Source organism: Thioclava sp. 'Guangxiensis', from assembly GCF_045348365.1.
Classification (GTDB): Bacteria; Pseudomonadota; Alphaproteobacteria; order Rhodobacterales; family Rhodobacteraceae; genus Thioclava; species Thioclava kandeliae.
The window spans coordinates 102,345-129,112 of the sequence record NZ_CP155825.1 but is presented as its reverse complement, the minus strand read 5'-3'; the positions used below and the strand labels follow the sequence as shown (position 1 = coordinate 129,112).

The following is a 26,768-nucleotide window of genomic DNA, read 5'->3' as shown; positions in this document are numbered from 1 at the left end:
ATCAGGCCCTCCGGATCCGGTTCGACCAGATCTTCCACAGGCGCGGTAGCGCAATGACGCCGATCAGGAGCGCGCCGATCACGATCGACATCACGATGCCGGGTACATTGAGAAGCCCCAGCCCGAAGGTCACGAGCCCCATCACGATGGCCGCGAGCACCACGCCCATAATGGTGCCCGAGCCGCCGAGGATATTCACGCCGCCAAGCACGACCATAGTCACCACCTCGAGTTCCATCCCCGTGCCGATCGAGGGGCGGGTGGAGCCCAACCGCCCGGTCAGGCACAGCGCGGCGAGCCCCGACATCAGCCCCGTCATCACGAAGAGCACCATCTTCACCCGCTCGACGCGGATGCCCGAGAACATCGCGGCGGTGGCGTTGTTGCCCACCGCATAGACCGCGCGACCGAAATTGGTTTTGTGCAACAAGATGCCATAGGCCACCGCCAGCAAAATGAAGATCACCAACTCGACTGAGATCACCCAGAAGGCATAGCCCTGACCGAACCAGCTGATCCCCGCCGGATAGCCCCGGAACGCCCCATCGCCCAGCACGATATAGCTGATGCCACGGAAGAGGCTCATGGTGCCGATTGTCACCACGATGGAGGGTAGGCCCAGCCGCGTGACGAGCACACCGTTGAGGATACCGCAGACAAACCCGGTGAGGAGCGCGGCCGCCACGATCGCGGGCGTGCCGAACCCCGCTTGCATCACCACCCCCATCATCGTCGAGGCTAGCGCGACGATGGAGGCGACCGAGAGATCGATCTCACCCGCGATGATCAGCAGCGCCATCGGGAAGGCGATCATCGCCTTCTCGGTGAAGTTGAAGGTGGCATCCGAGAGGTTCCACGCATCAAGGAAATAGGGCGAGGAGAGCGCGTTGAGAATGAAGATCGCCACCGCGACCACGGCCAGAAGCGTCTCCCAGCTTTTGAGATAGCGCTGCGCGGGCGAGTGCAGGCGGTCGGGGATCTGGCGGCCTGTCATGGGCGCCGTGGCGGGGGAATAGTCGGTATCGCTGGATATGATGCTCATTTCGCGGCCTCCGCCGATTTGAGGATGATCCGGCCCTTGCTTCGGCTAGAGCGCGAGTTGACGGTCACGGCGATCAGGATGGCCGCGCCCGAGATGGCAAGCTGCCAGAAGGGCGAGATCGAGGCGACGGGCAGGGCGTTCTTGATCACGCCAAGGAAAAGCGCGCCCAGAACCGCGCCGGTCACGGTGCCCGCACCGCCCGCGATCGAGATACCGCCGATGACGCAGGCCGCCACCACATCGAGCTCGAACCCGCCCGCGATATCGACATAGGCGACCGCGTAGCGCGAGATCCACAGATAGCCCGCAAGCCCTGCCAGCGCCCCCGAAAGGGTGAAGGCGGTGAATTGCGTGCGCCCGACATTGAGGCCTGTATAGACGGCTGCATGCGGGTTGCCACCCACGGCAAAGAAGGCGCGCCCGAGGGGGGTGCGGGTCATCACGAGCCCCATGACGAGCGCCACCGCGATCCCGATCCAGCCCAAGAGAGGCAGGCCGAGGATCTGCGCGCGCGGCAGGCCGGTGAAGGCGGCGCTCATCTGATAGGCATTGATCCACTTGCCATCCGACAGAAGGAAAATGATGCCACGGAAAATGGTCATCGTCCCGAGTGTTACCACGATCGGCGGGATGGAGAGCTTCCAGACGAGCACCCCATTGATCGCGCCGAGCACCGCACCCAGACCCACCGCGACGAGTACGATGACCCCGATGGGCAGATCTGGGTAGGCCACGTTGAGCATAGCGCAGACCATACCGGTAAGCGCGAGATTGGCCGCGACCGACAGATCGATACAGCGCGTGAGGATCACCACCATCTGCCCCAGTGCCAGAATGACCAGAGGCGAGGTGTCGGTCCAGACATTGAGCAGATTGCCGGGCGCGATAAACTCGGGAAAACGGCTCGCGACCAGCGCCACCAAGATGATGATTGCGCCGCACAGAAGCGCCTCGCGCGATTTCAGGACGCTCATGCCGCTTCTCCTCTGGGCTGGGCGCCGGAGATGCCTGCGGCATGGCGCACGAGGGTTTCGGGGGTCAGGTCATCGCCTGTCAGCTCGGCCGCGATCCGGCCCTCGCGCATGACGATGACGCGGTCGGACATTCCCAGAACCTCCGGTAGCTCGGAGCTGACCATGATCACCGAAAGCCCCTCTGCGGCCAGTTCGGACATGAAATCATGCACCGCCGCCTTGGAACCGATATCGATGCCCTTGGTCGGCTCGTCAAGGATGATGACGCGGGGCTTGGTGGCCAGCCATTTGGCGATGACCACCTTCTGCTGGTTGCCACCCGAGAGGCTGCCCACCGTGGTGTCGAGCGAGGCCGCGCGCAGATCGAGCCGCTGGGTATAGTGCCGCGCGAGGGCGAATTCCTCGGCCATACGGGTGAAGCCGCGCGACGAGAGCCGCCCGAGCGAGGGCAGGGTGACATTCTGGAAGATCGGCAGGGCGAGGATCGCGCCCTGTTTGCCGCGATCCTCGGGCACATAGACGATACCGGCCTCGATGGCGGCAGCGGGCGAGCGGATGATGCGGACATCGCCATCGATCCGCGTCACGCCCTTGGAGGGGCGGGTAAGCCCGATGAGCGATTGCATGAATTCCGAACGCCCCGCGCCCACGAGCCCGTAAAAGCCGAGAATCTCGCCGCGATTGAGCGTGAAATTGATATCCTCGAACTCGGTCGGATGCGAATATCCCACGACTTTCAGCAGCTCCGGCCCGATGCGGGCAGGGCGCTTGGGATAGATCTGGTCGACCGAGCGACCCACCATCAGCTGCACCAGCTGGGCTTCGGTGATATCCGACATCCGCCCCTCGCCGATGAACTGCCCGTCGCGGAAGACCGTCCAGTGATCGGCGATGCGGAAGATTTCGTCGAACTTGTGGCTGATGAAGAGGATGGCCTTACCCTGCGCCTTCAGGTGCTCGACCAGCTCGTAAAGCTCCTCGATCTCCTTCTGGCTGAGCGCGGCGGTGGGCTCGTCCATAATAACGACCTTGGCGTCCACAGAGAGCGCGCGGGCGATGGCCACCAGATGGCGCGAGGCGATGCCGAGATCGCGCAGCTTTACCTGCGGGTCGATCTCGGCGCCTATGGAGTCGAGGATCTCGGCCGCCCGTGCCCGCATCGCGCGGCGGTCGATCAGCCCGAAGCGGGTGCGCGGCGCATGGCCGATGAAGATATTCTCGGCCACCGACAGTTCCTCGAAGAGCACCGTCTCCTGATGGATCGCGGTCACGCCCGCATCGGAGGCCGCCCGTGCCGTCGGGAAGGAAACCGGTTGGCCATCGAGCAGGATCTGCCCGCCATCGGGCTGGTAGATGCCGGTCAGGGTCTTGACGACGGTGGATTTTCCCGCGCCATTCTCGCCGATCAGCGCGGTCACCTCGCCTGCATGAAGATTGAGTGTGACCTGATCGAGCGCCTTCACGCCCGGAAAGCTCTTGGTGATCTTGTCGAGCGACAGCACCGGACATGCGGCACCAGCCCGCGCAAATTGCTTGCTCATGGGGGCCTCGTTAAACGGATGGAAAATGCGGGGAGCCGCGGCCCCCCGCCATCGTCTCGGGATCAGAAGATCGACTTGAACTGGTCGATATTCGATTTGTCATAGACAAAGGGCTCGGCCATGGCGGCGGAGTTGGTGTCGTCGAGCGTCACCGACCCCATGCGCCCGATCGGGATCTCGGCGCCCGGCTTGGCCTCGGCGTCGCCTTTCTTCAGGTGATAGGCCATCATGACCGCCGAATAGCCCAGATCGATCGGGTTCCAGATCGCGAAGCTCTTGGACGCGCCGGACTCGATGGCCCCCGCCATCTCGGAAGGCAGGCCGAGGCCCGTCACATTGACCTGGCCCACCTTGCCCGCATCGACGACGGCCTGTGCTGCGGCCACGATCCCCACCGAGGTCGGCGCGATGATCGCATCAAGAGCCGGGTTCGACTGCATCAGCCCTTGTGCCTCGCGATAGGACTTATCGGCCAGATCATCGCCATAGACGGTGCCGACCAGATTGATCTTGGGATAATTCGGCAGATCCTTCTTCATCTCGTCGATCCAGATGTTCTGGTTGGTCGAGGTCGAGGTGGCGGAGAGCACCGCGACATTGCCGCCCTCGGGCAGGTTGTCAGCGGCAAGCTTGATGATCATCTTGCCGATCAGCTCGTTGGACGAGGGGTTGAGATGTGCCATGCGGCCATCCGGTGCCACCCCGCTGTCAAAGCTCACCACCGTGATCCCGCGCTGCATGGCCTTCTTGAGCGTCGGGACCAGCGCATCGGTGTCATTGGCCGAAATCGCGATGGCATCGACGCGCTGCGCGATGAGTGCGTTGATCACCTCGATCTGACCCTCGGCCGTAGTATCGGTAGGGCCGGTATAGATGATATCCACATCGCCCAGTTCCTTGGCCGCTTCCTCGGCGCCCTTGTCGGCGGCCTCGAAAAAGCCGATGCCGAGCGCCTTCACCACAAGGGCGATGCGCATGTTTTCGGCGGCGGCCTGCTGGGCCAGAAGGCCCGAGGCAAGCGCCACTGTTGTCAGAAAAGTTCTCAGCTTCATGTTTCCCTCCCAAAAAACCCGAAACCTGCCTCCCCTCGCCACCGCTCCTCTTCAGGGGCTCGGGGAAGTCGTGACCGAGGCGTTCGGGTGCGCCACGATCAGTTTTACATCCGCAGCGTCGAGCATCTGCGCATCCTTGTCGCTGATCCCCTCATCGGTGATCAGCACATCGATCCGGTCCAGCGCGCAAAGCACCAGAGACGACCGGCTCTCGAATTTCGAGCTATCCACCATCAGCACCAGCTCTTCGGCCTGTCCAATCAGCTTCTGCTCCGCTTGAATAAGCAGGGGATCGGCCTCCATCAGCCCCAGAGGCCCCACACCCTGCGCCCCCATGAACATGCGCCGCGCATAGAAATTGCGGGTCACGTCATTATCGAAGGGCGAGAGAATGATATTCTGCTCGCGATAGACCACGCCCCCCGACAGAAGCACCGTATTCTTCGAGTTATGCAGAAGATGCTCGGCAATCGGAAAGCTGTTGGTAAAGACCTGCAGGCGTCGCGAGGCCAGCGGATGCACCATCTGGAATGTAGTAGTCCCGCCATTGATGATGATCGACTCTCCCTCGCTACATAATTCGACGGCGGCCCGCGCGATTGCCCGCTTTTGATCGATCATGATCGTTTCATTGACCGAGAACGGCCGTCCCGCCAACCCGCGGAAATGGCCGGGGTGAAGCGCTTCGGCACCGCCACGCACACGGCGAAGCTTTTTGTGTTCATCGAGAGAAACAATGTCGCGACGGATCGTCGCCTCGGAAGCGCCTGTCAGCGCACAAAGTTCGGCCACCGTCAGAACGGGGCGATCCTGTACGGCCGACAGAATGATCCGGTGGCGTTCTTTCTCGTGCATCTTGCTCCTCCTTGACCATTGCTACGAATCTTTAAGGGCGCCTGTCAATCAAAAACAATCAAACACCATCTTATTTGGTCAATAATGATCAGATATGACCGAATATGATTGACAACGCCTCCACGCTTCCCCCAGTTTAAGGGCATACCCCTGTCTACACTGTTTCTCGGGAGGAGAATACCGATGACAACTGTCGATCAACGGCTGCATGCGCGGCTGCAATCACTTTGGGATGAGACGCTGGCCGCAACGATGAGCGAGCCCGAAAAGCTACTTTACCGTTCGAACCTGCTCGGCTCGGACAAGCGGATCACCAATTACGGCGGCGGCAATACCTCGGCCAAGGTGATGCAGCCCGATCCGCTGAGCGGGGAGGAAGTGGAGGTCCTCTGGGTCAAAGGGTCCGGCGGGGATGTCGGCTCGATAAAGATGGACGGGTTCTCGACCCTCTACATGGACAAACTGCGCGCGTTGAAGGGGAAATATCGCGGGCTGGCCCATGAGGACGAGATGGTGGGCTATCTGCCGCATTGCACCTTCAATCTCAATCCGCGTGCCACCTCGATCGATACACCCCTCCATGCCTATGTGCCCAAGAAACATGTCGATCACATGCATCCCGATGCGATCATTGCGATTGCCGCATCGGTCAATTCCAAGGAGCTGACCGCCGAGATTTTCGGCGACGAGATCGGCTGGCTGCCATGGAAGAAACCGGGCTACGAACTGGGTCTTTGGCTTGAGAAATTCTGTCTTGAAAACCCGCATGCCAAGGGGGTCGTGCTGGAAAGCCACGGGCTGTTCACATGGGATGATGACGCAAAGGCCTGCTACGAGCTGACGCTCGAGATCATCAACCGCGCGATGGAGTATTTTGCGACCGAAACGAAAGGTGTGGCGGGTTTTGGCGGGCCGGTGCATGAAAGCCTTGATCCGGCGGCGCGGCGCGGGGTGGCGGCGCGTCTGATGCCCGCGATCCGTGGCATGGTCTCGGGGCAGCAGCCGATGGTGGGCCATTTCAACGATAGCGAGGCGGTGCTCGAATTCGTCAATGCCCGCGACATGCGTGATCTGGCAGCGCTTGGAACGTCGTGCCCCGACCATTTCCTGCGTACCAAGATCCGCCCGCTGGTGGTCGATTTCGTGCCTGCCGAGAACAATCTCGAAGCGGTGATGGCGGGGCTGCCCGACCAGATTGCGGCCTATCGCGAGGACTATGCGGCCTATTACGAGCGCTGCAAACATCCCGACAGCCCCGCGTTGCGCGACCCCAATGCCGTGGTCTATCTGGTGCCTGGGGTTGGGATGATCACCTTTGCCAAGGATAAGGCCACGGCGCGGATCGCGGGCGAGTTCTATGTCAATGCGATCAACGTGATGCGCGGCGCCTCGACGGTCTCGACCTATCGCGGCCTGCCCGAGCAGGAGGCCTTCGATATCGAATACTGGCTCCTCGAGGAGGCGAAACTCCAGCGTATGCCCAAGCCCAAATCGCTGGCCGGTCGCGTGGCGCTCGTCACAGGCGGGGCAGGCGGGATCGGCACGGCCACCGCCGAGCGTTATCTGCGCGAGGGGGCCTGTGTGATGCTGGCCGATATCGATGGCGGCGCGCTGGCCTCGACGGTCAAGATGCTGGCGCAGGCGCATTCGGCGGATGTGGTGCGGACCGTAGAAATGAATGTGACCGATGAAGGTGCCGTGGCCCGCGCCTATGAGGCGATCGCGGTCGAGTTCGGCGGGATCGATATTCTGGTGTCGAATGCGGGGATCGCTTCCTCGGCGCCCATCGAGGAAACGACGCTGGAGCTGTGGAACCGCAACATGTCGATCCTTTCGACGGGCTATTTCCTTGTCTCGCGCGCAGCCTTCGGGGTGATGCGGGCGCAGGATATGGGCGGCGCGATTGTTTTTGTGGCGTCGAAAAATGGGCTTGCGGCCTCGCCCAATGCCTCGGCCTATTGCACGGCCAAAGCGTCGGAAATCCATCTGGCGCGCTGTCTGGCGCTGGAGGGGGCGGAGGCGGGCATCCGCGTGAACGTGGTCAATCCCGATGCGGTGCTGAAGGGGTCGAAGATCTGGTCGGGCGAATGGCTGGACCAGCGCGCCTCGACCTATGGCACCGACAAGGGCGGGCTGGAAGAGATGTATCGCGCTCGCTCCATGCTCAAACGCTCGGTCCTGCCCGAGGATATCGCGGAAGCCGCCTATTTTCTGGCCTCCGACGCCTCGGCCAAGTCGACGGGCAATATCATCAATGTGGATGCGGGCAATAAGGAAGCCTTCACCCGTTAAAATAAAAAGACGCCCATGGCGCGGTGAGATGCGCCATGGGTCTATCAGGCGGGCGGAGGAGCCTGCGCGGAGGAAAAGATGATTGATCAGGATGTTATTGCACAGTCCAACGAGGCGCTCGTTGGAGCGCTTGCGCAAGATTACGCCAGTCTGGGTGAGCGGCTTGCGCGGCGCGGGGTGGAGATCGATGCGCTCAAGGCGCGGGCCAGGGCCTTTGCCGTCGCTGTTCCGAGTTGGGGCACCGGCACCGGTGGCACCCGTTTTGCCCGTTTTCCCGGTGCGGGCGAGCCGGCCTCGATCTTTGACAAGCTCGACGATTGTGGCGTGATCCAGAGCCTGACGCAGGCCACTCCCAGCGTCTCGCTGCATATCCCGTGGGACAAGGCCGAGCCCGCCGATCTGACGGCCAAGGCCGAAGAACTGGGCTTGCGGTTCGATGCGATGAACTCGAACACGTTCTCGGATACGGAAGGGGAATATAGCTACAAGTTCGGCTCGCTCAGCCATACAGAGGCCGCGACCCGCGCACAGGCTGTCGAGCATAATCTCGAATGTATCGAGATCGGCCAGAAAATCGGGTCGAAGGCGCTGACCGTCTGGATCGGCGATGGCGCGAATTTTCCGGGCCAGACCCATATGGGCCGCCAGTTCGAGCGCTATCTGGGCTCCATGAAGGAGATCTATAAAGGCCTGCCCGAGGATTGGCGGATCTTTTCGGAGCATAAGATCTACGAGCCCGCCTTCTACTCGACCGTCGTGCAGGATTGGGGCACGAGCCTGCTGACCGCGCAGGAACTGGGCGAAAAGGCCATGTGCCTCGTCGATCTGGGCCATCATGCGCCCAATGTGAATATCGAGATGATCGTGAGCCGCCTGATCCATGCCGGAAAGCTCGGCGGCTTCCATTTCAACGACAGCAAATATGGCGATGACGATCTCGATGCGGGCACGATCGAGCCCTACCGGCTGTTCCTTGTCTGGAACGAGCTGGTGGATGCCGAAGGGACCCCCGGTCTCGATCTGGCGCATATGATCGACCAGTCGCATAACGCGACCGATCCGATCGAGAGCCTGATGATCTCTGCCATGGAGATCCAGCGCGCGGCTGTGCAGGCGGGCCTCGTGGACCGTGTGGCGCTTGCGGGGTATCAGGACGAAAACGACGCGCTCATGGCCTCGGCCACCCTGCGCGCGGCTTTCCGCACCGATATCGAGCCGATCCTCGCGATGGCCCGCCTCGAGGCGGGCGGGGCCATCGATCCGGTCGCGACCTATCGGCGCTCGGGCTATCGCGGGCAAGTGGCGGCCAAGCGTCCCGTAGTCAGGGGTGGGGGCGGCGGCATCGTGTGACGCCGATGGGGGAGGGGCGGGGCCCCTCCTTCGCAACCCGGGCAGGGGCGCGATCGCGCGCGACAGGCCTTAGGATCCGCCCCGCACGCGTCAAACCGCCAGACGGTTGAAGCGCAGCGAGGAGACCAGCGAGAGCGCAATGATCCCCGCCCCGATCAGACCCGTGACCACTTCCGGCACATGGACGAGGCTCTGCGCGAACATGACGACCGAAAGCGCCAGGATCGAATAAAAGGCTCCGTGCTCGAGAAACCGGAACTGGCTCAATGTCTTGCGCTCGACAAGCATGATGGTCATCGACCGCACATACATTGCCCCGATCCCGAGGCCGATCGCGATGAGGAAAAGGTTATTGGTGAGAGCGAAGGCTCCGATGACTCCATCGAAGCTGAAAGACGCATCCAGCATTTCGAGATAGAGAAACGCGCCGAAGCCACCGGCACGGGCCGCGTCTTTGACCGCGCGCCTTCCATCCAGAAGATGGGCCAGTGCCTCCACCCCCATGAAAACGACGAGCCCCAGAATCGCGGCCATGAAGAATGTTGCCTGATCGGTCGTGCCAAGCTGCATTCCGACGATCAGGACAAGTGCCAGAACGAGCCCGTAACCGACACCGCTGATACTACCGACCGCCCGCATGCGGCTCTCGATGCGGGAAATCCAGTCGATCTCCTTGGCCTCGTCGAGAAAGAACGAGAGGGCGACCATCCCGAGGAAGGCGCCGCCAAAGGCGGAGATGCCAAGATGGCTTTCGCGCATGATCCGCGCGTAATCCTGCGGTTGCGTGGCGGCGAGGCGGATGGCCTCGACGGGACCGATATGTGCAGCGATCGCCACAATGGCCAATGGAAACACGATCCGCATCCCGAAGACCGCGATCAAGATGCCCCATGTCAGAAAGCGCTTTTGCCAGCGTGGGGCCATTGTCTTCAGCTTATTGGCATTGACGATGGCATTATCGAAGGACAACGAGATTTCGAGCACGGCAAGTACCGCACAGATCAGCAGGAAAGAGCTTCCAGCCGCGAAAGTGCCGCCAAAGCGCCAGCCGAGCCAGAAGCTTGTACACAAACCGAGGAGCGTCACGGCAAACGCCCATTTGAAGTAGTGAAATGCCGTGGTCATTGCGCTGTTCCTTTGGTTGAGGTGCCGGTGCACTATGCTCCGGCAGGACATTTCGTAAGATACGGTTGCAGCCTCCATTGCGGGACATGTAAAGCCGCTTTCCGTCCGTCTTAACCGGCCGCGAGCGCCACTCGCGCGGCACGGCGCTCGGACTGGATATCGGGATCGGCATCGAGCCCTGCGGCCAGAAGCTTTTGCGTATAGCTCTGGCGCGGCGCCTCGAAGATCTGGCGCACCGGGCCCTGTTCGACAATTTCGCCGCGTTTCATCACCAGGACCCGATCGGCAAAATCGCGCACCACCGGCAGGTCATGTGCGATGAAGATGAAGGCGATGCCCAACTCGTCGCGCAGCTTGCCCAGAAGGTCGATGACTTGCGCCTGAATGGAGACATCGAGCGCCGAGACCGCCTCGTCGCAGATGATGAGATCGGGCTCGAGCGCGAGCGCTCGGGCGATGGCGATCCGCTGGCGCTGTCCGCCCGAGAACTGATGTGGCGCGCGGGCGGCATGGGCGGGCTCGAGCCCAACCTGCGTCAAAAGCTCGGCCACGCGCGCTGACCAGCGGTCTTTGGGCAGGATATCGCGATGGATCACCCAGGCTTCCGAGATGATCTGGAAAATGGTCATATGCGGATTGAGCGATTGGGTCGGGTCCTGAAACACCATCTGCATCTGCCGCCGGAAGGGCGCCATCTGGCGGGGCGACATCGGGAGAAGATCCTGTTCCTTCCAGCGCACCGAGCCGCCGCTCGCGGCCTCGAGTTTCAGGAGAAGTCGCGCTACTGTGGACTTGCCCGACCCGCTCTCGCCCACCACCGCCAGCGTCTCGCCACGATTGAGGGTGAAGGTGATCTCCTTGAGCGCCTCGAAGCCGCCGTAATTCTTCTTGAGCCCACGCACCTCGAGGATCGGCTCGGGGGCAGGGTCGATGCCGCGCATTTCGCCCTTGCCCGGGGCTGCGGCCAGGAGCTTGCGGGTATAGGGGTGTTTCGGCGCGTGATAGAGTTCCCGTGGCGTGCCGGTTTCCACAACGAGACCGCGCTCCATCACCACGGCGCGGTCGGCGGCCTCGGCTACCACGCCCAAATCATGGGTGATCATCAGAAGACCCATGCCGGTCTCATGCTGCAACTCGTCAAGGAGCGAGAGCACCTCGGCCTGCACCGTCACATCGAGCGCGGTGGTGGGCTCGTCGGCAATCAGAATATCGGGCTTGAGCACCAGCGCCATCGCGATCATCAGCCGCTGGCGCTGCCCGCCCGAGAATTCATGCGGGTATTTGCCCATCGAGGCGCGGGCCTTGGGGATCCCCACCCGCTCCATCAGCGAGAGTGCGCGCTCATAGGCCTTGGTCCGGCCCATCCCATGCGCCATTGCCGTCTCCGCGATCTGCCAGCCCACAGGATAGACGGGGTTGAGATGGCCCAAAGGGTCCTGGAAGATCATCGAGATCCGCTTACCATTGAGGCGACGGCGTTCCTCGGGCCTCGCCTTGAGGAGGTCGCGCCCCTCGAAGAGGATCTCGCCCGAGGTGATCTCGCCCGGGGGCATGTCGATCAGGTTCATGATGGCCGAGGCCGAGACCGATTTGCCCGAGCCGCTCTCGCCCAGGATCGCAAGCGTCTCGCCGCGGTCGAGATGCCAAGAGATGCCATTGACCGCATTGACGATGCCTTGCGCGGTATGGAAGCGCACCGAGAGGTCTCGCACTTCGAGAAGATGATCGGCCATGTCATTTGTCTCCTGTCTTGCGGGCTGTATTGGAGAGTTCGAGCCGCCAGCGCTGGGTCGGGTTGAGCGCGACGCGCATCCATGACGACAAGAGATTCAGCGACATGGTGGTGAGGATGATCGCAAGGCCGGGCCAGAAGGCGAGCCACCATGCGGAGGTGAGATATTGCCGTCCTTGGCTCACCATCAGCCCCCAGGTGATCTCAGGCGGCTGGATGCCGATGCCGAGGAAGGAGAGCGCGCTCTCGGCCAGCATCACAAAGGCGAAATCGAGCGTTGCGATGGTCAGCAGCGTCGGCAGGATCACCGGCAGGATATGGCGGAAGATGAGGCGCGGGGTCGAGGCGCCCATCACGATCGCGGCCTGCACGAACATGCGCTTACGCACCTCGAGCACCTCGGCGCGGGTGGTGCGCAGATAGATCGGGATGCGGGTGATGGCCAGCACCAGCACCAGATTGCCGATGGAGGGGGCGAGCATATAGAGCACGATCACCGCCAGAAGGAGCGAGGGGAAGGACATGATCACATCGGCCAGACGCATGATGATCTCGCCGGTGTTGCGTCCGCGATAGCCCGCCACGAGCCCCAGAAGCGTGCCGATGACGAGTGAGCCACAGACTGCGCCCGCTGCAATCAGCATGGTATTTTGCGCAGCCATAGCGATACGCGCGAGCAGTGGGCGCCCCAACGCATCGCCCCCGAGGATATAGGCAAAACCACGGTTCAACTCGAAAGGCGGCGCGTTGCGGGCGCGCAGATTGGTGCCGGAGGCCAGGTCCTGCAGATAGAGCGGCGCGATGAAGGCGCAAAGCACCACGATCAGTAGAAATACTGCCGAGGCAAGTGCCAGCTTATCCGCGCAGAGCATGCGCCACAAACGGCGGGGGCCGAGCGTTCCGCTTGCCGCGGTGGCTTCGGTGCGCGGGGCATCGGTTGTGGTTTCGGTCATGGTCATGGCCTCAGGTCCGGATACGGGGGTCGAGCAACGCATAGGCGATGTCGATCAGGATGTTCATCAGGAAGATTGCGATGGCGGTGACCATGATCGCGGCGAGGATCACGTTGAAATCACGCTGCAGGATGGAATCGATCATCAGTTTGCCCACGCCCGGAAAGCCGAAGATCGTCTCGACCACCACCGCGCCGTTCAGCAGGGCCGCAGCCTGGTCGCCGATCACCGTGATCACCGGCAGCATCGCATTGCGCAACGTATGCACGAAGATCACAGGACGGTTTTTCACCCCTTTGGCGCGGGCGGTTTTGACATAGGGAGATCCCAGAGCGGTAATCATTGCGCCGCGCACGATCTGCAGGATCAGCCCGAAGGGGCGGATAAATAGGACCGCAATCGGCAAGATCCAGTGCCAGATCGTGCCGGTGCCCGAGGTCGGCAGCCAGCCCAAGCCCACGGAAAAGACCACGATTCCGATGATCGCGACCCAGAAATCGGGGGCCGAGGCACCGATGAGCGAGAGTACCGAGGCAAAACGGTCGAAAGGCTTGCCCACATTGAAGGCCGCGATCGCGCCTACAGTGATAGCAGCAATGCTCACAAGCACCATGGTGATAAGCGCTAGGGTTAGCGTCCATGTGAACGCCTCAAGGACGACATCGATGGCAGGGCGCGCCTTGCGTAGGCTCTCGCCAAAATCGAGCTGTACGAGATCCGCGATATAGCGCCCGAACTGGACGATAACCGGATCGTTGAGACCGTGGATTTCACGGAAGTTCTCCCGCATGGCTTCCGACGCATCGACCGGCAGATAGAGCGCGGCCGGATCGCCGGTAAGCCGTGACAGGAAGAACACGAGGATAATGAGCACCAGAAGCGAGACGAAGCTCGAGAGGGTGCGTTTTCCCAGCATAGCCTTCATGGGGATCTCCCTTGGTTGGGATGAATAGGTAAGGGCTTTGCACGCACTGGTCGGACGTGCTGCCAGCCGGGGTTCGAGCGGCGCCCGGCGCCACCCGCCCTGTCGCTTACTTCAGGCTTATTTCGGACAGCTGCAGCTGACTATTGGTGGCAATTGTCGGGGTAAATCCGATATTGGCGCCCACACGGGCATGACCCACCATATGGAACAGCAGGACATCGGCCACGACATCATCGTAGAGATAGCCGAAAAGCTCGGACCAAAGCGCTTGCCGCGCCTCGCCTGTCGCGGCCGTCGCTTCCTCGATCAACTCGTCTGCATGGGGGTCATTCATCCCCGATTGCCGCCCGTCGCTGTGATACTTAAAGTACATCGAGAAAACGGGGTCGCCGCGTGAATTGTCGTGCTGTGCGCCCACAAGGACGGGTTGGGTGTCGACGAAAGGCTTCGAGTAATACTGCTCGTGTTCGGCCACTTCGACCATCTGTAAGCGGATATTGAACCCCACATCCGACAGCATTGACTGGATCGCTTCAAAGGTTTCGGTCGCGCCGGGGAAATTGCCTGTGCGACCAACGAGCAGGATTTCCTTGTCGACAGGGACGCCGTCAGCCTTGGCCTCGGCCAGCAGCGCCTTCGCGCGCTCGGGATCATACGGCCAGGGTTTGGTGTCCGGATTCCATCCCAAGGTCGTGGGCACATTAATTGCGGTGGCGATCTGGGTGCCTTCGGCGAGAATGGTGCCGATGAACGCCTCACGGTCGATTGCCAGATTGAGCGCCTCGCGCACCCGCTTGTCGCCAAGAGGGGCCTGTGATTGGTCGATGCGTAGATAGGTGGTCTCCGAATTCGGATAGGCGGCATCCAGATCGGTGGTCGCATCTACGGCCGAAATCGACGGTGCGATATCGGCTTCGCCGGTCGCGACCATCGCGGCACGGACCGATGGATCGGCGCGGAACACATAATTCGCCTGACTCACCGCCGGCGCATCTCCCCAATAGTCATCACGGCGCGTGAGAGTGATGGATTGGCCTGGCTGCCAGTCCGAAAGGGTATAAGGGCCGGTTCCGACGGGTTCGCGGGTAAATTCGATCGGAGTTTCGGATGGCACGATGGTCAGCAGAGTCATCAGCAGCGGCAGAATCGGTTGCGCCGGATCTGTCGTAAAATCGATCGTATGCGCATCGACGACGGTCGGGGTGATACTGATCCCCTCGTAATAACGCGAGATCTCGCAGCTGATCTCGGAGCTTTGCGCACGCTCGAAGGAATGTTTTACATCTTCCGCGTCGAAGGCCGAGCCGTTCGAGAAAGTCACGCCCTTGCGCAGATGGAAGCGCCAAGTGGTGTCGGAGGTCTGCTCCCAGGAGGTCGCGAGGCGGGGTGTGAGCCCTTTGTCACCATGCACGTCAAGCTCGGTCAATGTCTCGCTTATGTTTTCCAGCACTATGCGCCCGATATTGGAGCGTGTAGCCATGCAGGGTTCTACAAGATCGGGCTCTTCGGCCAGCACGATAGTGACATTGCCGGCCTCCTGAGCAACAGCGGGACCCAGCAGCGCGGTCGTAGCCAGAAGCGTTCCGGCCAGCAAGTTGGTCGTCTTCATTTTTCCTCCCTTGAGGCGTGACGCCTCCCAAAGGGCCCTCCAGCCCCGTTGATGTGCCTGCGATCTTGCGAGCGCTGGGGCCGCCTCCTCGCAGCCCGTGCACATAGAGGATATTGGTAAAGTTGGTAACGCTTGTCAAACCCGAAGTTGAGTCATTTGCGGTTTGCCACCTAATGCACTGTTTTATAATAGTTATTATCTAATAAATGGCGCCATCCTCTCAAGAAATTCTATTATACCATTTAACAACTTGACATGTTGAGCGGGAATTGGTCATCCTGTTTTCGAGGAACAAGGGAGGAGGCGCGAATGACGCCAGAGGAAATCGCCGCAGGGATGGACGGCGCATTGCAACCATATCCCGATGCCACGGCGCAGGGGCATTGGGCGATTTTGCCCGCAGAGACCGTGCAGAACCATGCCGCATTCCTGGCGCGCCTACCGGATGGAGCATTGGCATGTGCTTGGTTTGGCGGCACGCTCGAAGGGAAGTCGGATATCTCGATCCATGCCAGCCTGCTTGACGAAGGCTCCAGCGTCTGGGGGCCTGCCGCCCAACTGAGTAACGACCAAACCCGCTCGGAGCAGAATCCGGTAATCTTTGTGGCGCCAGAGTCCCGTATCTGGCTTTTCAACACGGCGCAACCCGCCGGAAATCAGGATGAATCCCGCGTTTATATGCGTCCGCTGACCCGCGAGGGGGACCGGCTCACGGCCGGTGCGCCGCGCGATATCGGCCTGCCTGCAGGCACGTTTATCCGCGCCCGTCCGGTGCTGCGCGAGGATGGCGCATGGGTCCTTCCGCTGTTTTGTTGCCATCCGCGCGAAGGCATCCGCTGGACAGGTGCCTTCGATACTGCCGCCCTTGCCATCAGCCGTGACGAGGGGGCAAGCTGGGTCCTGGAGGATGTGCCCGATAGTCCGGGCTGCGTGCATATGAGCCCTGTCGATCTGGGTGAGGGGCGAATGGCCGCGTTCTACCGGCGTCGCCAAGCCGATTTCGTGCATCGTTCCGAGAGCGGTGATGGCGGTCGCAGCTGGAGTACGCCGAAGCCGGTGGATGTGCCCAATAACAACTCCTCGCTCGGCGTGGCGCAGCTTTCGGGGGGAATCACCGCGATGGTCTGCAATCCGGTTTCGGCCGCGCAATCGCAGGCGCGCCGGGCCTCGCTTTATGACGAGCTAGAAGAACAGGATGATCGCCCAGAGGCACAGGAGGGCTGCCAGCCCATCTGGGGGGTCGAGCGCGCCCCGATGGCTCTGTGCCTCTCTTCCGACGGCGGCAGAAGCTTTCCCGTCCAGTATATCCTCGAGAATAGTCCGGGCACTTGCCTGTCCAATAATTCGCTTGATGGCAGAAATAAGGAACTGTCCTATCCGGTGCTTCTGCCGCGTCCTGATGGCGGGCTCGATATTGCCTACACACTCTATCGTCGCGCGATCCGCCATATACGTTTGAGCCCCGAGACCGTCGCGGGGCTGTGCGCGCGCCTCGATGCGCGCATTTTTGAAAGGATCTGATCAATGAGTATGGATCGTTTAATCACCTTGCATCAACCCAAACGGCTCGAAATCGGCGCGGGGTCTTGCGCTAAGCTGGGGGAGATGGAGGCCGCGCGCCCGCTGGTCATTGCCTCTCGCCCGACCGCACAATATGTCGACCGGCTCGGGCTATCGGGACAGCTCCTTGTGATCGATGATGTGCCTCCTGAGCCTGACCTGCCCGCTTTTCAGAGCGTGCTCGAACGCGCGCGCGCTCATCGTCCTGATCTGGTCGTAGGGATGGGCGGTGGATCTGTGCTCGATATTACCAAACTTGTGGCCTGTTTATGGGATAGCGGGCAATCCTTGAGAGAGGTGGTCGGTCCGAACAGGATCCAGGGACGGCGCACTGCCCTGGTGCAGGTTGCCACCACTGCCGGAACCGGGTCGGAGGCCGGTATCCGGGCGCTTGTCACCGATCCGGAAACCAAATCGAAACTTGCGGTGGAAAGCCCGTATATGATTGCCGATCTGGCGGTGCTCGACCCAGAGCTCACCTATTCGGTCCCGCCGGCGGTGACGGCGGCCACGGGGGTTGATGCGATGGCGCATTGTGTCGAAGCGTTCACGAATATCCACGCCCATGATCTGGTCGACGGCTATGCCCGGATGGGGATCTCTCTCGTCGGGCGCTATCTCAAACGTGCCGTGGCCGACGGGACGGACACGGAGGCGCGGGCAGGGATGATGCTGGCCTCCTATTATGGCGGGATCTGTCTCGGCCCGGTCAACACCGCAGCGGGCCATGCGTTGGCCTATCCGTTGGGAACTCGGCTTTCCTTACCGCATGGGCTCGCTAACGCCATCATCTTCCCGCATGTGCTGGCCTATAATGCGCCTGCGGCCCGAGCCAAGACAGCCGAGGTGGCGCAAGCTCTGGGGCTTGCGGCGCAAGGCGATCTGACGGCGGAGGCGGTCGGTTTCTGCCGTGAACTGGGTATCGAGATGCGGCTTTCGGTACATGGAGCGAAGGAGACAGATTTATCCCGCTATGCCGAGGATGCGCATGCGATCCGGCGGCTCATGGATAACAATCCGCGCGAGATGAGCGTGGCGGATGTCCTTGCCATCTACCGTAACGCATTCTGATGCAGGATAACGGCGCCCCGAAACGGGCGCCGTCTCACATCGAAAGGTCCAGCATTCCGCCGCCGAAGAGCCTGTTGCGCGAATGCAGGACGTGGTCGCGCATCACGTCTCGCGCTCTGGCGCAATCACGGTCGCGGATCGCCTCGAAAATAGCGCGATGCTCACCCAGCACATGTTCGAGTGCCGGCGGTCCGTCCGACATCAACGCGACACCATGCATTTTCATCCCCACATAGATATGATCGCGCAGGGCTTTTAGCGTCTCTGCGTAATACTGGTTGTTCGACGCGCGGGCGACGGTTAGGTGGAAGGCAAAATCGGCATCCTCGCGATGCAAACGCGAGCCTGTGGCCTCCGAGAGGAGACCGAGAGCCTGCTCCATCTCGATCAGGAGAGCGTCATTGCGCCGCTGAGCTGCCAGCCCTGCGGCATCGATTTCAATAGTTAGACGGAATTCATAGCAGCGCTGGATGTCCGCGATGGTTTCGACGGGGGTGTATCCGAGTGCGGTCTGGCGTTTGATGCGAACGAAATTGCCCGCGCCTTGCCGCGAAACGATCAATCCTTCGCCGCGAAGCTGCTCGAGCGCCACCCGCAGAACGGGACGCGATACGCCGTGCTGCGCGGCCAGATCCTTCTCGGCGGGCAGCTTTTCGTTCGGGGCGTAATCGCCGCGCAGGATCCGCGCCTTGAGTGAGGCGTGGACCTTTTCGGACAAAGACATGCGTGCTGCTGGGGTGTCTTCGTTTCGGGTGGCGGGTTGATCATCCGTCATTGCACGTCCTTGCGAAATCATGTTTGCGGTGCCTTCTGTGCGCTGCCGGTTGGAGGGCCGCAGCTGTCCATATCATCCTCGTGCCCCGCGACAAGAGAGGCCAGCAACCCCTGCGCGCCGAAGCCGCCCGATTTGGTCACAACGCACATAGGGCCCCAAGGTGTTTCGATGCGGCATAAGGGCAGACCCGGACGCAATTCGCCGATGACGTAGAGATGCTCTACGCCCATCCGGTCAAGGATGGCCTGCGCGGTTTCTCCGCCACAGATCACCAGGCTGCGCGGTGTGCAGGTCTGTGCGAGATCTGCGGTCGAGAGGGCGAATTCCCTTGCTGCTTGCGTCCCCGAGAGGCCTTGTCTTCCATCGGTGATACTGAGCGCCATGCTGGTCTCCGGCGCGATGGCAAAGAGGCTGGGCAAGGCCCCGTTCTCGGCCTCGATGATCAGAAAATCTGGTGGAAGGGCGGCAATCTGGACCTGCGTGACCGGATCACGCGAACCATTGGCGATCAACAGCGGATGGGCAAGAGGTGGCAGGATTGGCCTGCCGCATCCGATGCTGCGGGCAAGTGCGAAGGCCAATCCGCGCGCGCCCACCCAAAGGGTTCCGGGGTGGGTATTCTCGACGATTCGGTCGAGATCGGTGATGGAGCTTACGTCGGGTATGTCGAGTGTCATGCCTTCCGGTTCTCCGAGGCGCTCTGTGACGGAAATCGGCGTCTTTACGCCTGCACCGCACAGCGCGCCTTGCGCAACATGGCGCCCCATATCGGGAATTGCAGGGCACACAAGAAGTCGTCGCCGCGCCGCCCATGTGGCGAGCATCGCGGTCTCTGTGGCGATATGGCCCTTCAGGCGACTGTCTATCTTCTTGAAGATGATCGAAAACCGATCAGGGGAGAGGGCCGCTAGTGCGGTCGAGACCTGTTCGCGGGCGCGGGCTGGAGCCCCTTCTCGGCTCGCGGTGTTGATGGCAAGCACGTCGGGTTGCAGGCGCAACGCATGCGACACCGTCTCAGGGCTACGCGCAACGATTACCCGACGTGTCCCGTCGGCAAAGGCGACCGCAGAGTCGAGCGCCCCGGTCAGGTCATCCGCCATAATCATGATCCGATCTGTCATTCGCGTCTCCTCGAATGTTGTAAACTGATATTTACAAGTTATCCGCTATTATTTCATCAGTAAATTATGTGATTGGCAAAAAATATTCAAAACACCGCCTGAATATTGAAACCTATTTACCTATAGGTTAGTGTCGAGAAGAAACCGTCTTTGCTGGGAGGTGCTAGATGAGCGAACCTGTTGTAATCACCATGGGGGATCCCTCCGGTGTCGGCGCAGAAGTTACGGTGCGGGCATTGGCAGATCGGGGGGCTGACCTGCGGGCGCGGGCGCATGTGATCGGGGATCGCGACACGCTTGCCCGTGCCGCCCGAGCCTGTGGGGTCGACCTTCCCTTGCTCGAGCCCGGCCAGCCGGGTGATGGGATCCGTGTCGAGCATGTGCCGGTTGCCGGGCTGCCGGGTAAATTCGGGGTGATGTCGCCTGCCTGCGGCGAGGCCGGTTTCCGGTATATCGAGCGGGCAGTCGCGCTCACGCGCGAGGGGAGGGCTTCGTGCATCGTTACGGCTCCTATCAACAAGGAGGCTCTCAACGCCGCGGGCCATCATTATGACGGCCATACGGGGATGCTCGCGCATCTGACCGGTGCGCCCACGTCATGGATGCTTCTTGCCTCCGAGCGGCTCAATGTGCTGCATGTCTCGACCCATGTTGCGTTGAGCGACGCCATTTCCCGCGCAACGACCGCCCGCGTTCTCGAAACGATCCGCATGGGACAGCGGCATTTCCAGCGTATGGGCTATGCCGCGCCGCGGATCGCGGTTGCGGGGATCAACCCCCATTGCGGGGAGAACGGGCTTTTCGGGAGCGAGGATGCCGACCAGATCGCGCCTGCCGTCGCGGCCGCCCGCGCCGAAGGGATCGATGTGCAGGGGCCGATCTCGGCCGATACCATCTATTACCGCGCCTATCAGGGCGCATTCGATCTGGTCATCGCGCAATATCATGATCAGGGCCATATTCCGATCAAGCTTGTCGCCTTCGACACCGCCGTGAATGTCTCGCTCGGCCTGCCCATTGATCGTTGCTCGGTCGATCATGGAACTGCGTTCGACATTGCGGGGACCGGGACCGCAAATCACGCCAATATGCTCTGTGCCCTCGATTATGCCGCGCAAATGGCCTCTGCCAAAAAGGGAGTTCTGGCATGACCCGGAAAGAAGCCTTCGTGGCCCTTGTGACCTGTTTCAACGCGGACGAGACGGTCAACTACGCGGCAACCCGCGCGCAGGTCCGCCGGCAGGTCGAGGCTGGTAATCATATCATGTGCGCAGGCACCAACGGCGATTTCTCCGCGTTGACATTTGAGGAGAAGGTCCTGCTCTGTGGTGAGGTGGTCGATGAGGTCCAAGGGCGCGCAAAGGTCATCGTCAATGCCGGCATGCCCGCAACCTTCGAGACTACGGCACTTGCACGCGAATTCGATGCGATCGGCGTTGATGGAATTGCAGTGATTACGCCGTTTTTCATCGCCTGCACTCAGGACGGTCTGATACGGCATTTTACGGCCGTAGCCGATGCGGTGGACACACCCGTATATCTTTACGATATTCCAGCCCGCACCCAGAACCATATTGAGCCCGCCACCGCACGTCAGCTCGCTAGCCATGGTAATATAGCCGGGATCAAAGATTCAGGTGGATCGCAGGAAACGCTTGCCGCTTATCTGGAGGTTGGCCGCGAAATCGAGGGGTTTGGCGTTTATTCCGGCCCCGATCAGCTGGTCCAGTGGTCGCTCGAGAACGGGGCAAAAGGCTGTATTTCCGGTCTGGGCAATGTGCTGCCCGAGGTTCTGGCGCGGATCGTTGGCTGCGTAAATGCAGCCGATGGCGAAGGGGCTGCCAAGGCGCAGAAGATCTACACGGATTTCCGCACCGATCTCTACAAGCTCGGCTACCCCCCGGCACTGGTCAAACGCGCACTTTACCTGCGGGACCCGTCGGTCGGTGCCTCGCGCCAACCCGCACTACTGCCCGATCCGCAGACGGATGAAGCCATCGAGGCCGTCTTGCAGGTCTATGGGCTTTAATTCGGGAATGTGTCGTTAGCGGCCAATGTAGGCCAACCGGGTGTCACTGCGGCGCAAAAACCAGCCTCTAAACGGAGTAAAAGCTAGCCACTTCCAAGCCCGCCGGAAACCACCGGTGGGGGCTTTTTCAAGGTAGTGAAATGAACCGCTATCGGATAAGTGGGTCACGGAAGCTCCGAAGAAACGTAAGCGGCGTCTGGGCCCCACCTTCTGTATGACCCGTTAAGCTGTGACTCCGCGCCTGAATGATATCGGGCAGGAGTTTCGCGATGGCGACTACGGTGGAGTTTCTCAGGGACTAAGGGGTGGAGATACGGGCCAATGGCCAGAAGCGGTGGCCGGATGAGGTCAAGGCGCAGATCGTTACAGAAAGCCTAAAGCCTGGCGTGACGGTGAACGCGGTTGCGGCGCGGTATGGGCTTCGAGCGAACCATTTGTCGGAATGGCGGGGTTATGCGCGGGATGGGAAACTGGTTCTGCCAGCAATTGAGGATGAGGGTTTTTGCTTTGCACCTCTCGTGCTGTCGGATGGACATGCGGCGCCTGTGCCAGCGCGTCCTGAGCGGTCGGTCCAATCTGAAGCGCAGCCTTTGAGACCCATCGAGATCGCCGTGGGCCCAGTGACAATTCGGCTGGACGGTGCCACGACAGCCACAAGACTTGCCGAGATCGTGCGGGCGATCGGACCGTCGTCATGATGTTCCCGTCGAACAGGGTTCGGATCATGGTCGCGACAAAACCTATCGACTTCAGAATGGGTCGTGACGGGTTGGCGGCGCTGGTGTCATCTGTGCTGCGCAAGGATCCATTCACCGGCACGGTCTTTGTGTTTCGCTCGCGTCGGGCGGACAGGCTGAAGCTGCTCTACTGGGACGGCACAGGTCTGGTAATGGCTTACAAGCGGCTGGAGGATGCAACGTTCAATTGGCCCGCGATCAAGGATGGGGTGATTACGCTGAACCATGCACAGTTCGAGGCGCTGTTTGCCGGGCTGGACTGGCGCCGCGTGAAGGCGTTGGAGGCCCGCCCACCGGCTGCGGCAGAGTGAAACAACCGATTGTTTTTCGTGTTTTTACTGGAAACGTGTGGTAGCTCCATCTTATGCAAACCGCACCCGCCATCGACCTTTCTACCAATTCCGCCGCACAGCGTGCGGCGGTTCTGGCGTTGATGGAAACGGTGGCGGCACTGACAGAAATCACTCGGCGGCAAGAGCATCTGATCGCCGAACTGAACCACGCACTGCATGGCAAACTCTCGGAACAGCTGACCGAGGATGAGCGGCAGCTGGCATTCGAGCACCTGTCCATCGCGTTGGCCGAGGTCGAAGCAGAAAAGGAAACCCGGGCAGCCAAGGCGAGCGAAGGCACGGCCAAACCTGCGCCAACGCGCACCATCGGAAATCTGCCTGCCGAACTGCCGCGCATCGAACAGGTCATCGAGCCCGACAGCCTGATCTGCCCTTGTGTCTGCGGTGTCATGCACAAGATCGGCGAAGACCGCAGCGAGCGACTGGATATCGTGCCAGCCCAGCTGCGTGTCATCGTAACCGTGCGCCCGAAATATGCCTGCCGGACCTGCACCGATGGGGTGACTCAAGCACTCGCACCCAGCCACCTGATCATGGGCGGCCTGCCGACCGAGGCAACCATCGCCCATGTGCTGGTCAGCAAGTATGCCGACCAGCTGCCTTTGTATCGTCAAAGCCAGATCCTTGCCCGGGCGGGGCTTGATCTGCACCGCGCTGTACTGGCCGATTGGGTCGGCAAGGCGTCGTTCCATCTCAAGCCTGTCGTCGATCAGTTGGCAGACCACCTGAAGCGTTCATCCAAGCTGTTCATGGATGAAACCACGGCGCCTGTACTCGACCCGGGGCGTGGCGTGACAAAGACCGGATATCTCTGGGCGCTAGCGCGCGATGACAGGCAGTGGGGCGCCGAGGACCGGCCCGGCGTGGTCTACTTCTATGCCCCCGGCCGCGCAGGCGAAAACGTTGAAATCTTCCTCACTGGCTTCGACGGCACCCTGCAAATCGACGGCTATACCGGCTACAATCGGCTGATCAAGCCCTCGCGCAAGGGCGGCGCTCCCATTCGCGTGGCGCATTGCTGGGCGCGCGCCCGACGCAAACTCAAGGAAGTCTTCGACCGCGACGAATCAGAGATCGCCGCCGAAGGGCTGCGCCGCATTGCCGAATTCTATGCCGTCGGGGCCGACATCCGCGACATCGCGTCCGGCCAGCGCCTCTCTGCACGCCAAGCCCGCACCGCGCCGCTGGTGGTCGACTTCGGCGACTGGCTGCAGGCACAACGCCGGAAGATATCCAGTAAATCCCGCTTGGGCGAAAAACTGACCTACATCCATAACCATTGGGACGGGCTGCAAACCTTCCTGACCGACGGCCGCGTCGAGATCGACTCCAACAGGGTCGAGAACCTAATGCGACCCATCGCCCTGAATCGCAAGAACGCGCTCTTCGCCGGTCACGACGAAGGCGGCGTCGCCTGGGGGCGCATCGCCTCGCTGATCGAGACTTGCAAAATCAACGGAATAGAGCCCTTCGCCTACCTCAAGGCGACCCTGACCGCCATCGCCAACGGCCACCCTCAAAGCCGCCTCGACGAACTGCTGCCGTGGAACTTCACACCGTCAAGATAAGCTGACTGTGGTCCCCAGCGACCGCTTACGAAGAAACCTACATGGAAGTGACAGTTCGTTGGGCGGACCTCAGCCGAACTGTGGCTCGCACCGACTAAATCCATAAGCTCTTGGGTTCGGAGTGCTGCAAGCTAATCGCGCCTGTAGGAATTTCAAATAAGCCATCCTGACGAACCGAGCTCTGTAACGCAGGGTAATCGGCCAAGAGTAGATGTCGACGGAACCGACGCATTGCAAATCTTTGCGACACGCCCTCCTCGGGTGTGTCGCAAAGACTGATCCAATTTTTAAGGTTAGCTGAACATGAGATCGGGCAGAAGCGTGGCGATCTGAGGGAAGATAATGATCAGGAGAAGCGACACGATCATCGCAAGGAGGAACGGCATCACCCCTTTGAAGACCGTGGTCATCGGCACGTCCTGTGCCACACCTTTCACCACGAACACGTTGAGACCGACCGGTGGTGTGATCATCCCCATTTCGATGACGACCACTGCAACCACTCCGAACCAGATCGGATCGAAACCCATCTGCAGGATGACCGGATAAATGATCGGAATGGTCACCACGAGCATCGACAGCCCGTCGAGAAACATCCCCAGCACAACATAGGCGAGGATGATGATCGCGAGCGTACCATAAGGGCCCAATCCGAGACCCACCATGGCATTGCCTAGTGTTTCGGGGATATGGGTCACGGCGAGGAACGGGTTGAGGACATTGGCGCCGATGACGACCATATAAAGCATGGCCGAGGTTCTGACCGTTTCTAGGATCGCACTGCAAAACCCGTTCCAGCTCAGTTGACGCATCGCAAAGGCCAGCAAAAGCACAAGACCCGCGCCGATCGCCGAGGCCTCGACCGGCGTGAAGACACCGGCATAGATCCCGCCAATCGAGATCGCGATGATCCCGATGAGCGGTGCCGATTGCACAAGCACCCTGAATTTCTGCCCGAGCGGTACCCGCGCACCGCGCGGACCGGCTGCGGGATTGATCGTGGCAATCAGGGCAATCGTGCCGATAAAGGCCGCCATGAGCAGCAGACCGGGCAGGATACCTGCCATGAAGAGACGTCCGATGGATTGCTCGGTGAGGATGGCATAGAGCACGAAGCCGGTCGAGGGCGGGATCAGGAACCCGAGTGTACCGCCTGCGGCAATCGAGCCGGTAGAAAGCGCATCCTGATAGCCCAAGCGCTTCATTTCGGGCAAGGCCACCTTGCCAATGGTGATGGCGGTGGCTACCGAAGAGCCGGAGACCGCAGAGAAGATCGCGCAACCCAGCACCGAGGAGGAGGCCAACCCGCCACGGAACCGGCCCACCCATGCAAAGGCCGCATCATATAGCCCGCGCGAGAACCCTGCGGCGGAGGCGATATTTCCCAGCAGGATGAACATCGGCACGACGATCAGGTTGTAATTCGATACCGTCGAATAGCTCTCGGTCAGCATGACGGCCCCCGCCGCGCGGCTGCCCTCAAGGACAAGCATTCCGAAATACCCCGTGATAAGCATGGCAAAGGCCACAGGGGTGCGAAGGACCATCAGCACGAACAGCGCTCCGATCCCGGTAAGTCCCGTCTCCATAGGGCTCATGGCCGCACCTTTCCGAAGATGATCGTGACAAATTGTACGGCCAGCACTATGACACAGAGTGCCATGCCCGCCGCGACGAACGCATAGAAAGGCCAGAGCGGAATGCCGAGCATATTGGTCGTATCCCCGAATTCGCGCGCATCGAGCATCTTGAGCCAAGCCCTCCCGACAAGCACCGCCAGCACGAATGCAGAGAGGGCGCGCGACATAAGATCGCCGATGAAACGGCCCACACGTCCTATCGCCTGATCAAGCACATCCACTCGCACATGCCCTTCTTGCGCCGTGCAGGAGGGCAGGGCCAGCATCACCACGCCGATCGAGGAAAGCTGGATGATCTCGTTCAGCCCGAGGATCGGTAGCGAGACTGCATAGCGCAGGAACACGCCGATGAAGACCAGCACAAGGGTGAGCAGCAGAAAGACACACCCCAAGGCCGCCAGCACCAGATTGGCGCGGTCGAACCACAGGGACCAGACGGAGGCAGTGTTGGCGGGCCGCATCAT

23 protein-coding genes are annotated in these 26,768 nt (G+C 61.1%); 9 read left to right on the top strand and 14 right to left on the bottom strand.

Annotated elements, in window-relative coordinates; translation table 11 throughout:
* Position 1: 1 nt before the first annotated feature.
* The 5 genes from ABEB22_RS20765 to ABEB22_RS20745 form a co-directional block, all read right to left on the bottom strand.
* Positions 2-1,042, bottom strand: coding sequence for an ABC transporter permease (locus ABEB22_RS20765; protein WP_349294703.1), 1,041 nt, complete (start codon positions 1,040-1,042; stop codon positions 2-4).
* A complete protein-coding gene (locus ABEB22_RS20760; RefSeq protein WP_349294702.1) occupies positions 1,039-2,016 on the bottom strand; it encodes an ABC transporter permease in 978 nt (325 codons plus the stop codon). The genes ABEB22_RS20765 and ABEB22_RS20760 overlap by 4 nt, the downstream gene beginning before the upstream one ends.
* Entirely contained in the window at positions 2,013-3,557 is a 1,545-nt protein-coding gene (locus ABEB22_RS20755) for a sugar ABC transporter ATP-binding protein (RefSeq protein WP_349294701.1), read from the bottom strand. Before ABEB22_RS20755 ends, ABEB22_RS20760 begins: the two co-directional genes overlap by 4 nt.
* A gap of 62 nt (positions 3,558-3,619) precedes the next feature.
* Positions 3,620-4,609 carry a rhamnose ABC transporter substrate-binding protein gene (rhaS, locus tag ABEB22_RS20750; protein ID WP_349294700.1) on the bottom strand — a complete coding sequence of 330 codons (990 nt, stop codon included), beginning with the start codon at positions 4,607-4,609 and terminating at the stop codon, positions 3,620-3,622.
* A 51-nt stretch (positions 4,610-4,660) separates the two neighbouring features.
* Positions 4,661-5,464, bottom strand: a complete 804-nt coding sequence (locus ABEB22_RS20745) for a DeoR/GlpR family DNA-binding transcription regulator (protein WP_349294699.1) — start codon at positions 5,462-5,464, stop codon at positions 4,661-4,663.
* 183 nt (positions 5,465-5,647) lie between these two features.
* Between ABEB22_RS20745 and ABEB22_RS20740 the strand changes: the two genes are divergently transcribed.
* Complete coding sequence (locus ABEB22_RS20740) at positions 5,648-7,756, top strand: bifunctional rhamnulose-1-phosphate aldolase/short-chain dehydrogenase (protein WP_349294698.1); 2,109 nt, start codon at positions 5,648-5,650, stop codon at positions 7,754-7,756.
* Between the two features lie 78 nt (positions 7,757-7,834).
* Positions 7,835-9,106: an L-rhamnose catabolism isomerase gene (gene rhaI / locus ABEB22_RS20735; RefSeq protein WP_349294697.1), complete on the top strand. Its 1,272-nt coding sequence runs from the start codon at positions 7,835-7,837 to the stop codon at positions 9,104-9,106.
* 90 nt (positions 9,107-9,196) lie between these two features.
* Here the strand turns inward: rhaI and ABEB22_RS20730 are convergent, their stop codons facing one another.
* The 5 genes from ABEB22_RS20730 to ABEB22_RS20710 form a co-directional block, all read right to left on the bottom strand.
* Positions 9,197-10,231 (bottom strand): DUF475 domain-containing protein, encoded by a 1,035-nt coding sequence (locus ABEB22_RS20730; protein WP_349294696.1) that lies wholly within the window; start codon positions 10,229-10,231, stop codon positions 9,197-9,199.
* 110 nt (positions 10,232-10,341) lie between these two features.
* Entirely contained in the window at positions 10,342-11,964 is a 1,623-nt protein-coding gene (locus tag ABEB22_RS20725) for an ABC transporter ATP-binding protein (RefSeq protein WP_349294695.1), read from the bottom strand.
* A 1-nt stretch (position 11,965) separates the two neighbouring features.
* Entirely contained in the window at positions 11,966-12,922 is a 957-nt protein-coding gene (locus tag ABEB22_RS20720) for an ABC transporter permease (protein WP_406871221.1), read from the bottom strand.
* A gap of 4 nt (positions 12,923-12,926) precedes the next feature.
* A complete protein-coding gene (locus ABEB22_RS20715; protein ID WP_349294694.1) occupies positions 12,927-13,841 on the bottom strand; it encodes an ABC transporter permease in 915 nt (304 codons plus the stop codon).
* Between the two features lie 106 nt (positions 13,842-13,947).
* Positions 13,948-15,450, bottom strand: coding sequence for an ABC transporter substrate-binding protein (locus tag ABEB22_RS20710; protein WP_349294693.1), 1,503 nt, complete (start codon positions 15,448-15,450; stop codon positions 13,948-13,950).
* A gap of 309 nt (positions 15,451-15,759) precedes the next feature.
* Between ABEB22_RS20710 and ABEB22_RS20705 the strand changes: the two genes are divergently transcribed.
* Complete coding sequence (locus ABEB22_RS20705) at positions 15,760-16,971, top strand: exo-alpha-sialidase (protein WP_349294692.1); 1,212 nt, start codon at positions 15,760-15,762, stop codon at positions 16,969-16,971.
* Between the two features lie 3 nt (positions 16,972-16,974).
* Positions 16,975-18,081, top strand: coding sequence for an iron-containing alcohol dehydrogenase (locus ABEB22_RS20700; protein ID WP_349294691.1), 1,107 nt, complete (start codon positions 16,975-16,977; stop codon positions 18,079-18,081).
* A gap of 34 nt (positions 18,082-18,115) precedes the next feature.
* On the opposite strand, the gene ABEB22_RS20695 is transcribed toward ABEB22_RS20700, so the two are convergent.
* Both ABEB22_RS20695 and ABEB22_RS20690 read right to left on the bottom strand, forming a co-directional pair.
* On the bottom strand, positions 18,116-18,805 hold the full coding sequence (locus tag ABEB22_RS20695; RefSeq protein WP_349294832.1) for a FadR/GntR family transcriptional regulator: 690 nt from the start codon (positions 18,803-18,805) through the stop codon (positions 18,116-18,118).
* Positions 18,806-18,873: 68 nt separating this feature from the next.
* Positions 18,874-19,977: a four-carbon acid sugar kinase family protein gene (locus ABEB22_RS20690; RefSeq protein ID WP_349294690.1), complete on the bottom strand. Its 1,104-nt coding sequence runs from the start codon at positions 19,975-19,977 to the stop codon at positions 18,874-18,876.
* Positions 19,978-20,144: 167 nt separating this feature from the next.
* Here ABEB22_RS20690 and pdxA point away from each other — a divergent pair, with 167 nt between their 5' ends.
* The 5 genes from pdxA to tnpC all read left to right on the top strand — a co-directional run bounded on the left by pdxA (position 20,145) and on the right by tnpC (position 24,664).
* Complete coding sequence (gene pdxA, locus ABEB22_RS20685; RefSeq protein ID WP_349294689.1) at positions 20,145-21,128, top strand: 4-hydroxythreonine-4-phosphate dehydrogenase PdxA; 984 nt, start codon at positions 20,145-20,147, stop codon at positions 21,126-21,128.
* Positions 21,125-22,006: a dihydrodipicolinate synthase family protein gene (locus tag ABEB22_RS20680; RefSeq protein WP_349294688.1), complete on the top strand. Its 882-nt coding sequence runs from the start codon at positions 21,125-21,127 to the stop codon at positions 22,004-22,006. The genes pdxA and ABEB22_RS20680 overlap by 4 nt, the downstream gene beginning before the upstream one ends.
* Before the next feature lie 305 nt (positions 22,007-22,311).
* The gene (gene tnpA, locus ABEB22_RS20675) at positions 22,312-22,704 is read left to right on the top strand and encodes an IS66-like element accessory protein TnpA (RefSeq protein ID WP_349294687.1); all 393 of its coding nucleotides are present in this window, start codon (positions 22,312-22,314) and stop codon (positions 22,702-22,704) included.
* On the top strand, positions 22,701-23,054 hold the full coding sequence (tnpB, locus tag ABEB22_RS20670) for an IS66 family insertion sequence element accessory protein TnpB (protein WP_349294686.1): 354 nt from the start codon (positions 22,701-22,703) through the stop codon (positions 23,052-23,054). Before tnpA ends, tnpB begins: the two co-directional genes overlap by 4 nt.
* Before the next feature lie 53 nt (positions 23,055-23,107).
* On the top strand, positions 23,108-24,664 hold the full coding sequence (tnpC, locus tag ABEB22_RS20665; protein WP_349294685.1) for an IS66 family transposase: 1,557 nt from the start codon (positions 23,108-23,110) through the stop codon (positions 24,662-24,664).
* Between the two features lie 293 nt (positions 24,665-24,957).
* Here the strand turns inward: tnpC and ABEB22_RS20660 are convergent, their stop codons facing one another.
* Both ABEB22_RS20660 and ABEB22_RS20655 read right to left on the bottom strand, forming a co-directional pair.
* Positions 24,958-26,262 (bottom strand): TRAP transporter large permease, encoded by a 1,305-nt coding sequence (locus tag ABEB22_RS20660; RefSeq protein ID WP_349294684.1) that lies wholly within the window; start codon positions 26,260-26,262, stop codon positions 24,958-24,960.
* The gene (locus ABEB22_RS20655; protein ID WP_349294683.1) at positions 26,259-26,768 is read right to left on the bottom strand and encodes a TRAP transporter small permease; all 510 of its coding nucleotides are present in this window, start codon (positions 26,766-26,768) and stop codon (positions 26,259-26,261) included. The genes ABEB22_RS20660 and ABEB22_RS20655 overlap by 4 nt, the downstream gene beginning before the upstream one ends.

What these genes read in the sequence shown, in the direction of transcription:
- ABEB22_RS20765 (WP_349294703.1), bottom strand. Translation starts at nt 1,042, where the DNA reads ATGAGCATCATATCCAGCGATACCGACTATTCCCCCGCCACGGCGCCC.
- ABEB22_RS20760 (WP_349294702.1), bottom strand. Translation starts at nt 2,016, where the DNA reads ATGAGCGTCCTGAAATCGCGCGAGGCGCTTCTGTGCGGCGCAATCATC.
- ABEB22_RS20755 (WP_349294701.1), bottom strand. Translation starts at nt 3,557, where the DNA reads ATGAGCAAGCAATTTGCGCGGGCTGGTGCCGCATGTCCGGTGCTGTCG.
- rhaS (WP_349294700.1), bottom strand. Translation starts at nt 4,609, where the DNA reads ATGAAGCTGAGAACTTTTCTGACAACAGTGGCGCTTGCCTCGGGCCTT.
- ABEB22_RS20745 (WP_349294699.1), bottom strand. Translation starts at nt 5,464, where the DNA reads ATGCACGAGAAAGAACGCCACCGGATCATTCTGTCGGCCGTACAGGAT.
- ABEB22_RS20740 (WP_349294698.1), top strand. Translation starts at nt 5,648, where the DNA reads ATGACAACTGTCGATCAACGGCTGCATGCGCGGCTGCAATCACTTTGG.
- rhaI (WP_349294697.1), top strand. Translation starts at nt 7,835, where the DNA reads ATGATTGATCAGGATGTTATTGCACAGTCCAACGAGGCGCTCGTTGGA.
- ABEB22_RS20730 (WP_349294696.1), bottom strand. Translation starts at nt 10,231, where the DNA reads ATGACCACGGCATTTCACTACTTCAAATGGGCGTTTGCCGTGACGCTC.
- ABEB22_RS20725 (WP_349294695.1), bottom strand. Translation starts at nt 11,964, where the DNA reads ATGGCCGATCATCTTCTCGAAGTGCGAGACCTCTCGGTGCGCTTCCAT.
- ABEB22_RS20720 (WP_406871221.1), bottom strand. Translation starts at nt 12,922, where the DNA reads ATGACCATGACCGAAACCACAACCGATGCCCCGCGCACCGAAGCCACC.
- ABEB22_RS20715 (WP_349294694.1), bottom strand. Translation starts at nt 13,841, where the DNA reads ATGAAGGCTATGCTGGGAAAACGCACCCTCTCGAGCTTCGTCTCGCTT.
- ABEB22_RS20710 (WP_349294693.1), bottom strand. Translation starts at nt 15,450, where the DNA reads ATGAAGACGACCAACTTGCTGGCCGGAACGCTTCTGGCTACGACCGCG.
- ABEB22_RS20705 (WP_349294692.1), top strand. Translation starts at nt 15,760, where the DNA reads ATGACGCCAGAGGAAATCGCCGCAGGGATGGACGGCGCATTGCAACCA.
- ABEB22_RS20700 (WP_349294691.1), top strand. Translation starts at nt 16,975, where the DNA reads ATGAGTATGGATCGTTTAATCACCTTGCATCAACCCAAACGGCTCGAA.
- ABEB22_RS20695 (WP_349294832.1), bottom strand. Translation starts at nt 18,805, where the DNA reads ATGTCTTTGTCCGAAAAGGTCCACGCCTCACTCAAGGCGCGGATCCTG.
- ABEB22_RS20690 (WP_349294690.1), bottom strand. Translation starts at nt 19,977, where the DNA reads ATGACAGATCGGATCATGATTATGGCGGATGACCTGACCGGGGCGCTC.
- pdxA (WP_349294689.1), top strand. Translation starts at nt 20,145, where the DNA reads ATGAGCGAACCTGTTGTAATCACCATGGGGGATCCCTCCGGTGTCGGC.
- ABEB22_RS20680 (WP_349294688.1), top strand. Translation starts at nt 21,125, where the DNA reads ATGACCCGGAAAGAAGCCTTCGTGGCCCTTGTGACCTGTTTCAACGCG.
- tnpB (WP_349294686.1), top strand. Translation starts at nt 22,701, where the DNA reads ATGATGTTCCCGTCGAACAGGGTTCGGATCATGGTCGCGACAAAACCT.
- tnpC (WP_349294685.1), top strand. Translation starts at nt 23,108, where the DNA reads ATGCAAACCGCACCCGCCATCGACCTTTCTACCAATTCCGCCGCACAG.
- ABEB22_RS20660 (WP_349294684.1), bottom strand. Translation starts at nt 26,262, where the DNA reads ATGAGCCCTATGGAGACGGGACTTACCGGGATCGGAGCGCTGTTCGTG.
- ABEB22_RS20655 (WP_349294683.1), bottom strand. Translation starts at nt 26,768, where the DNA reads ATGATGCGGCCCGCCAACACTGCCTCCGTCTGGTCCCTGTGGTTCGAC.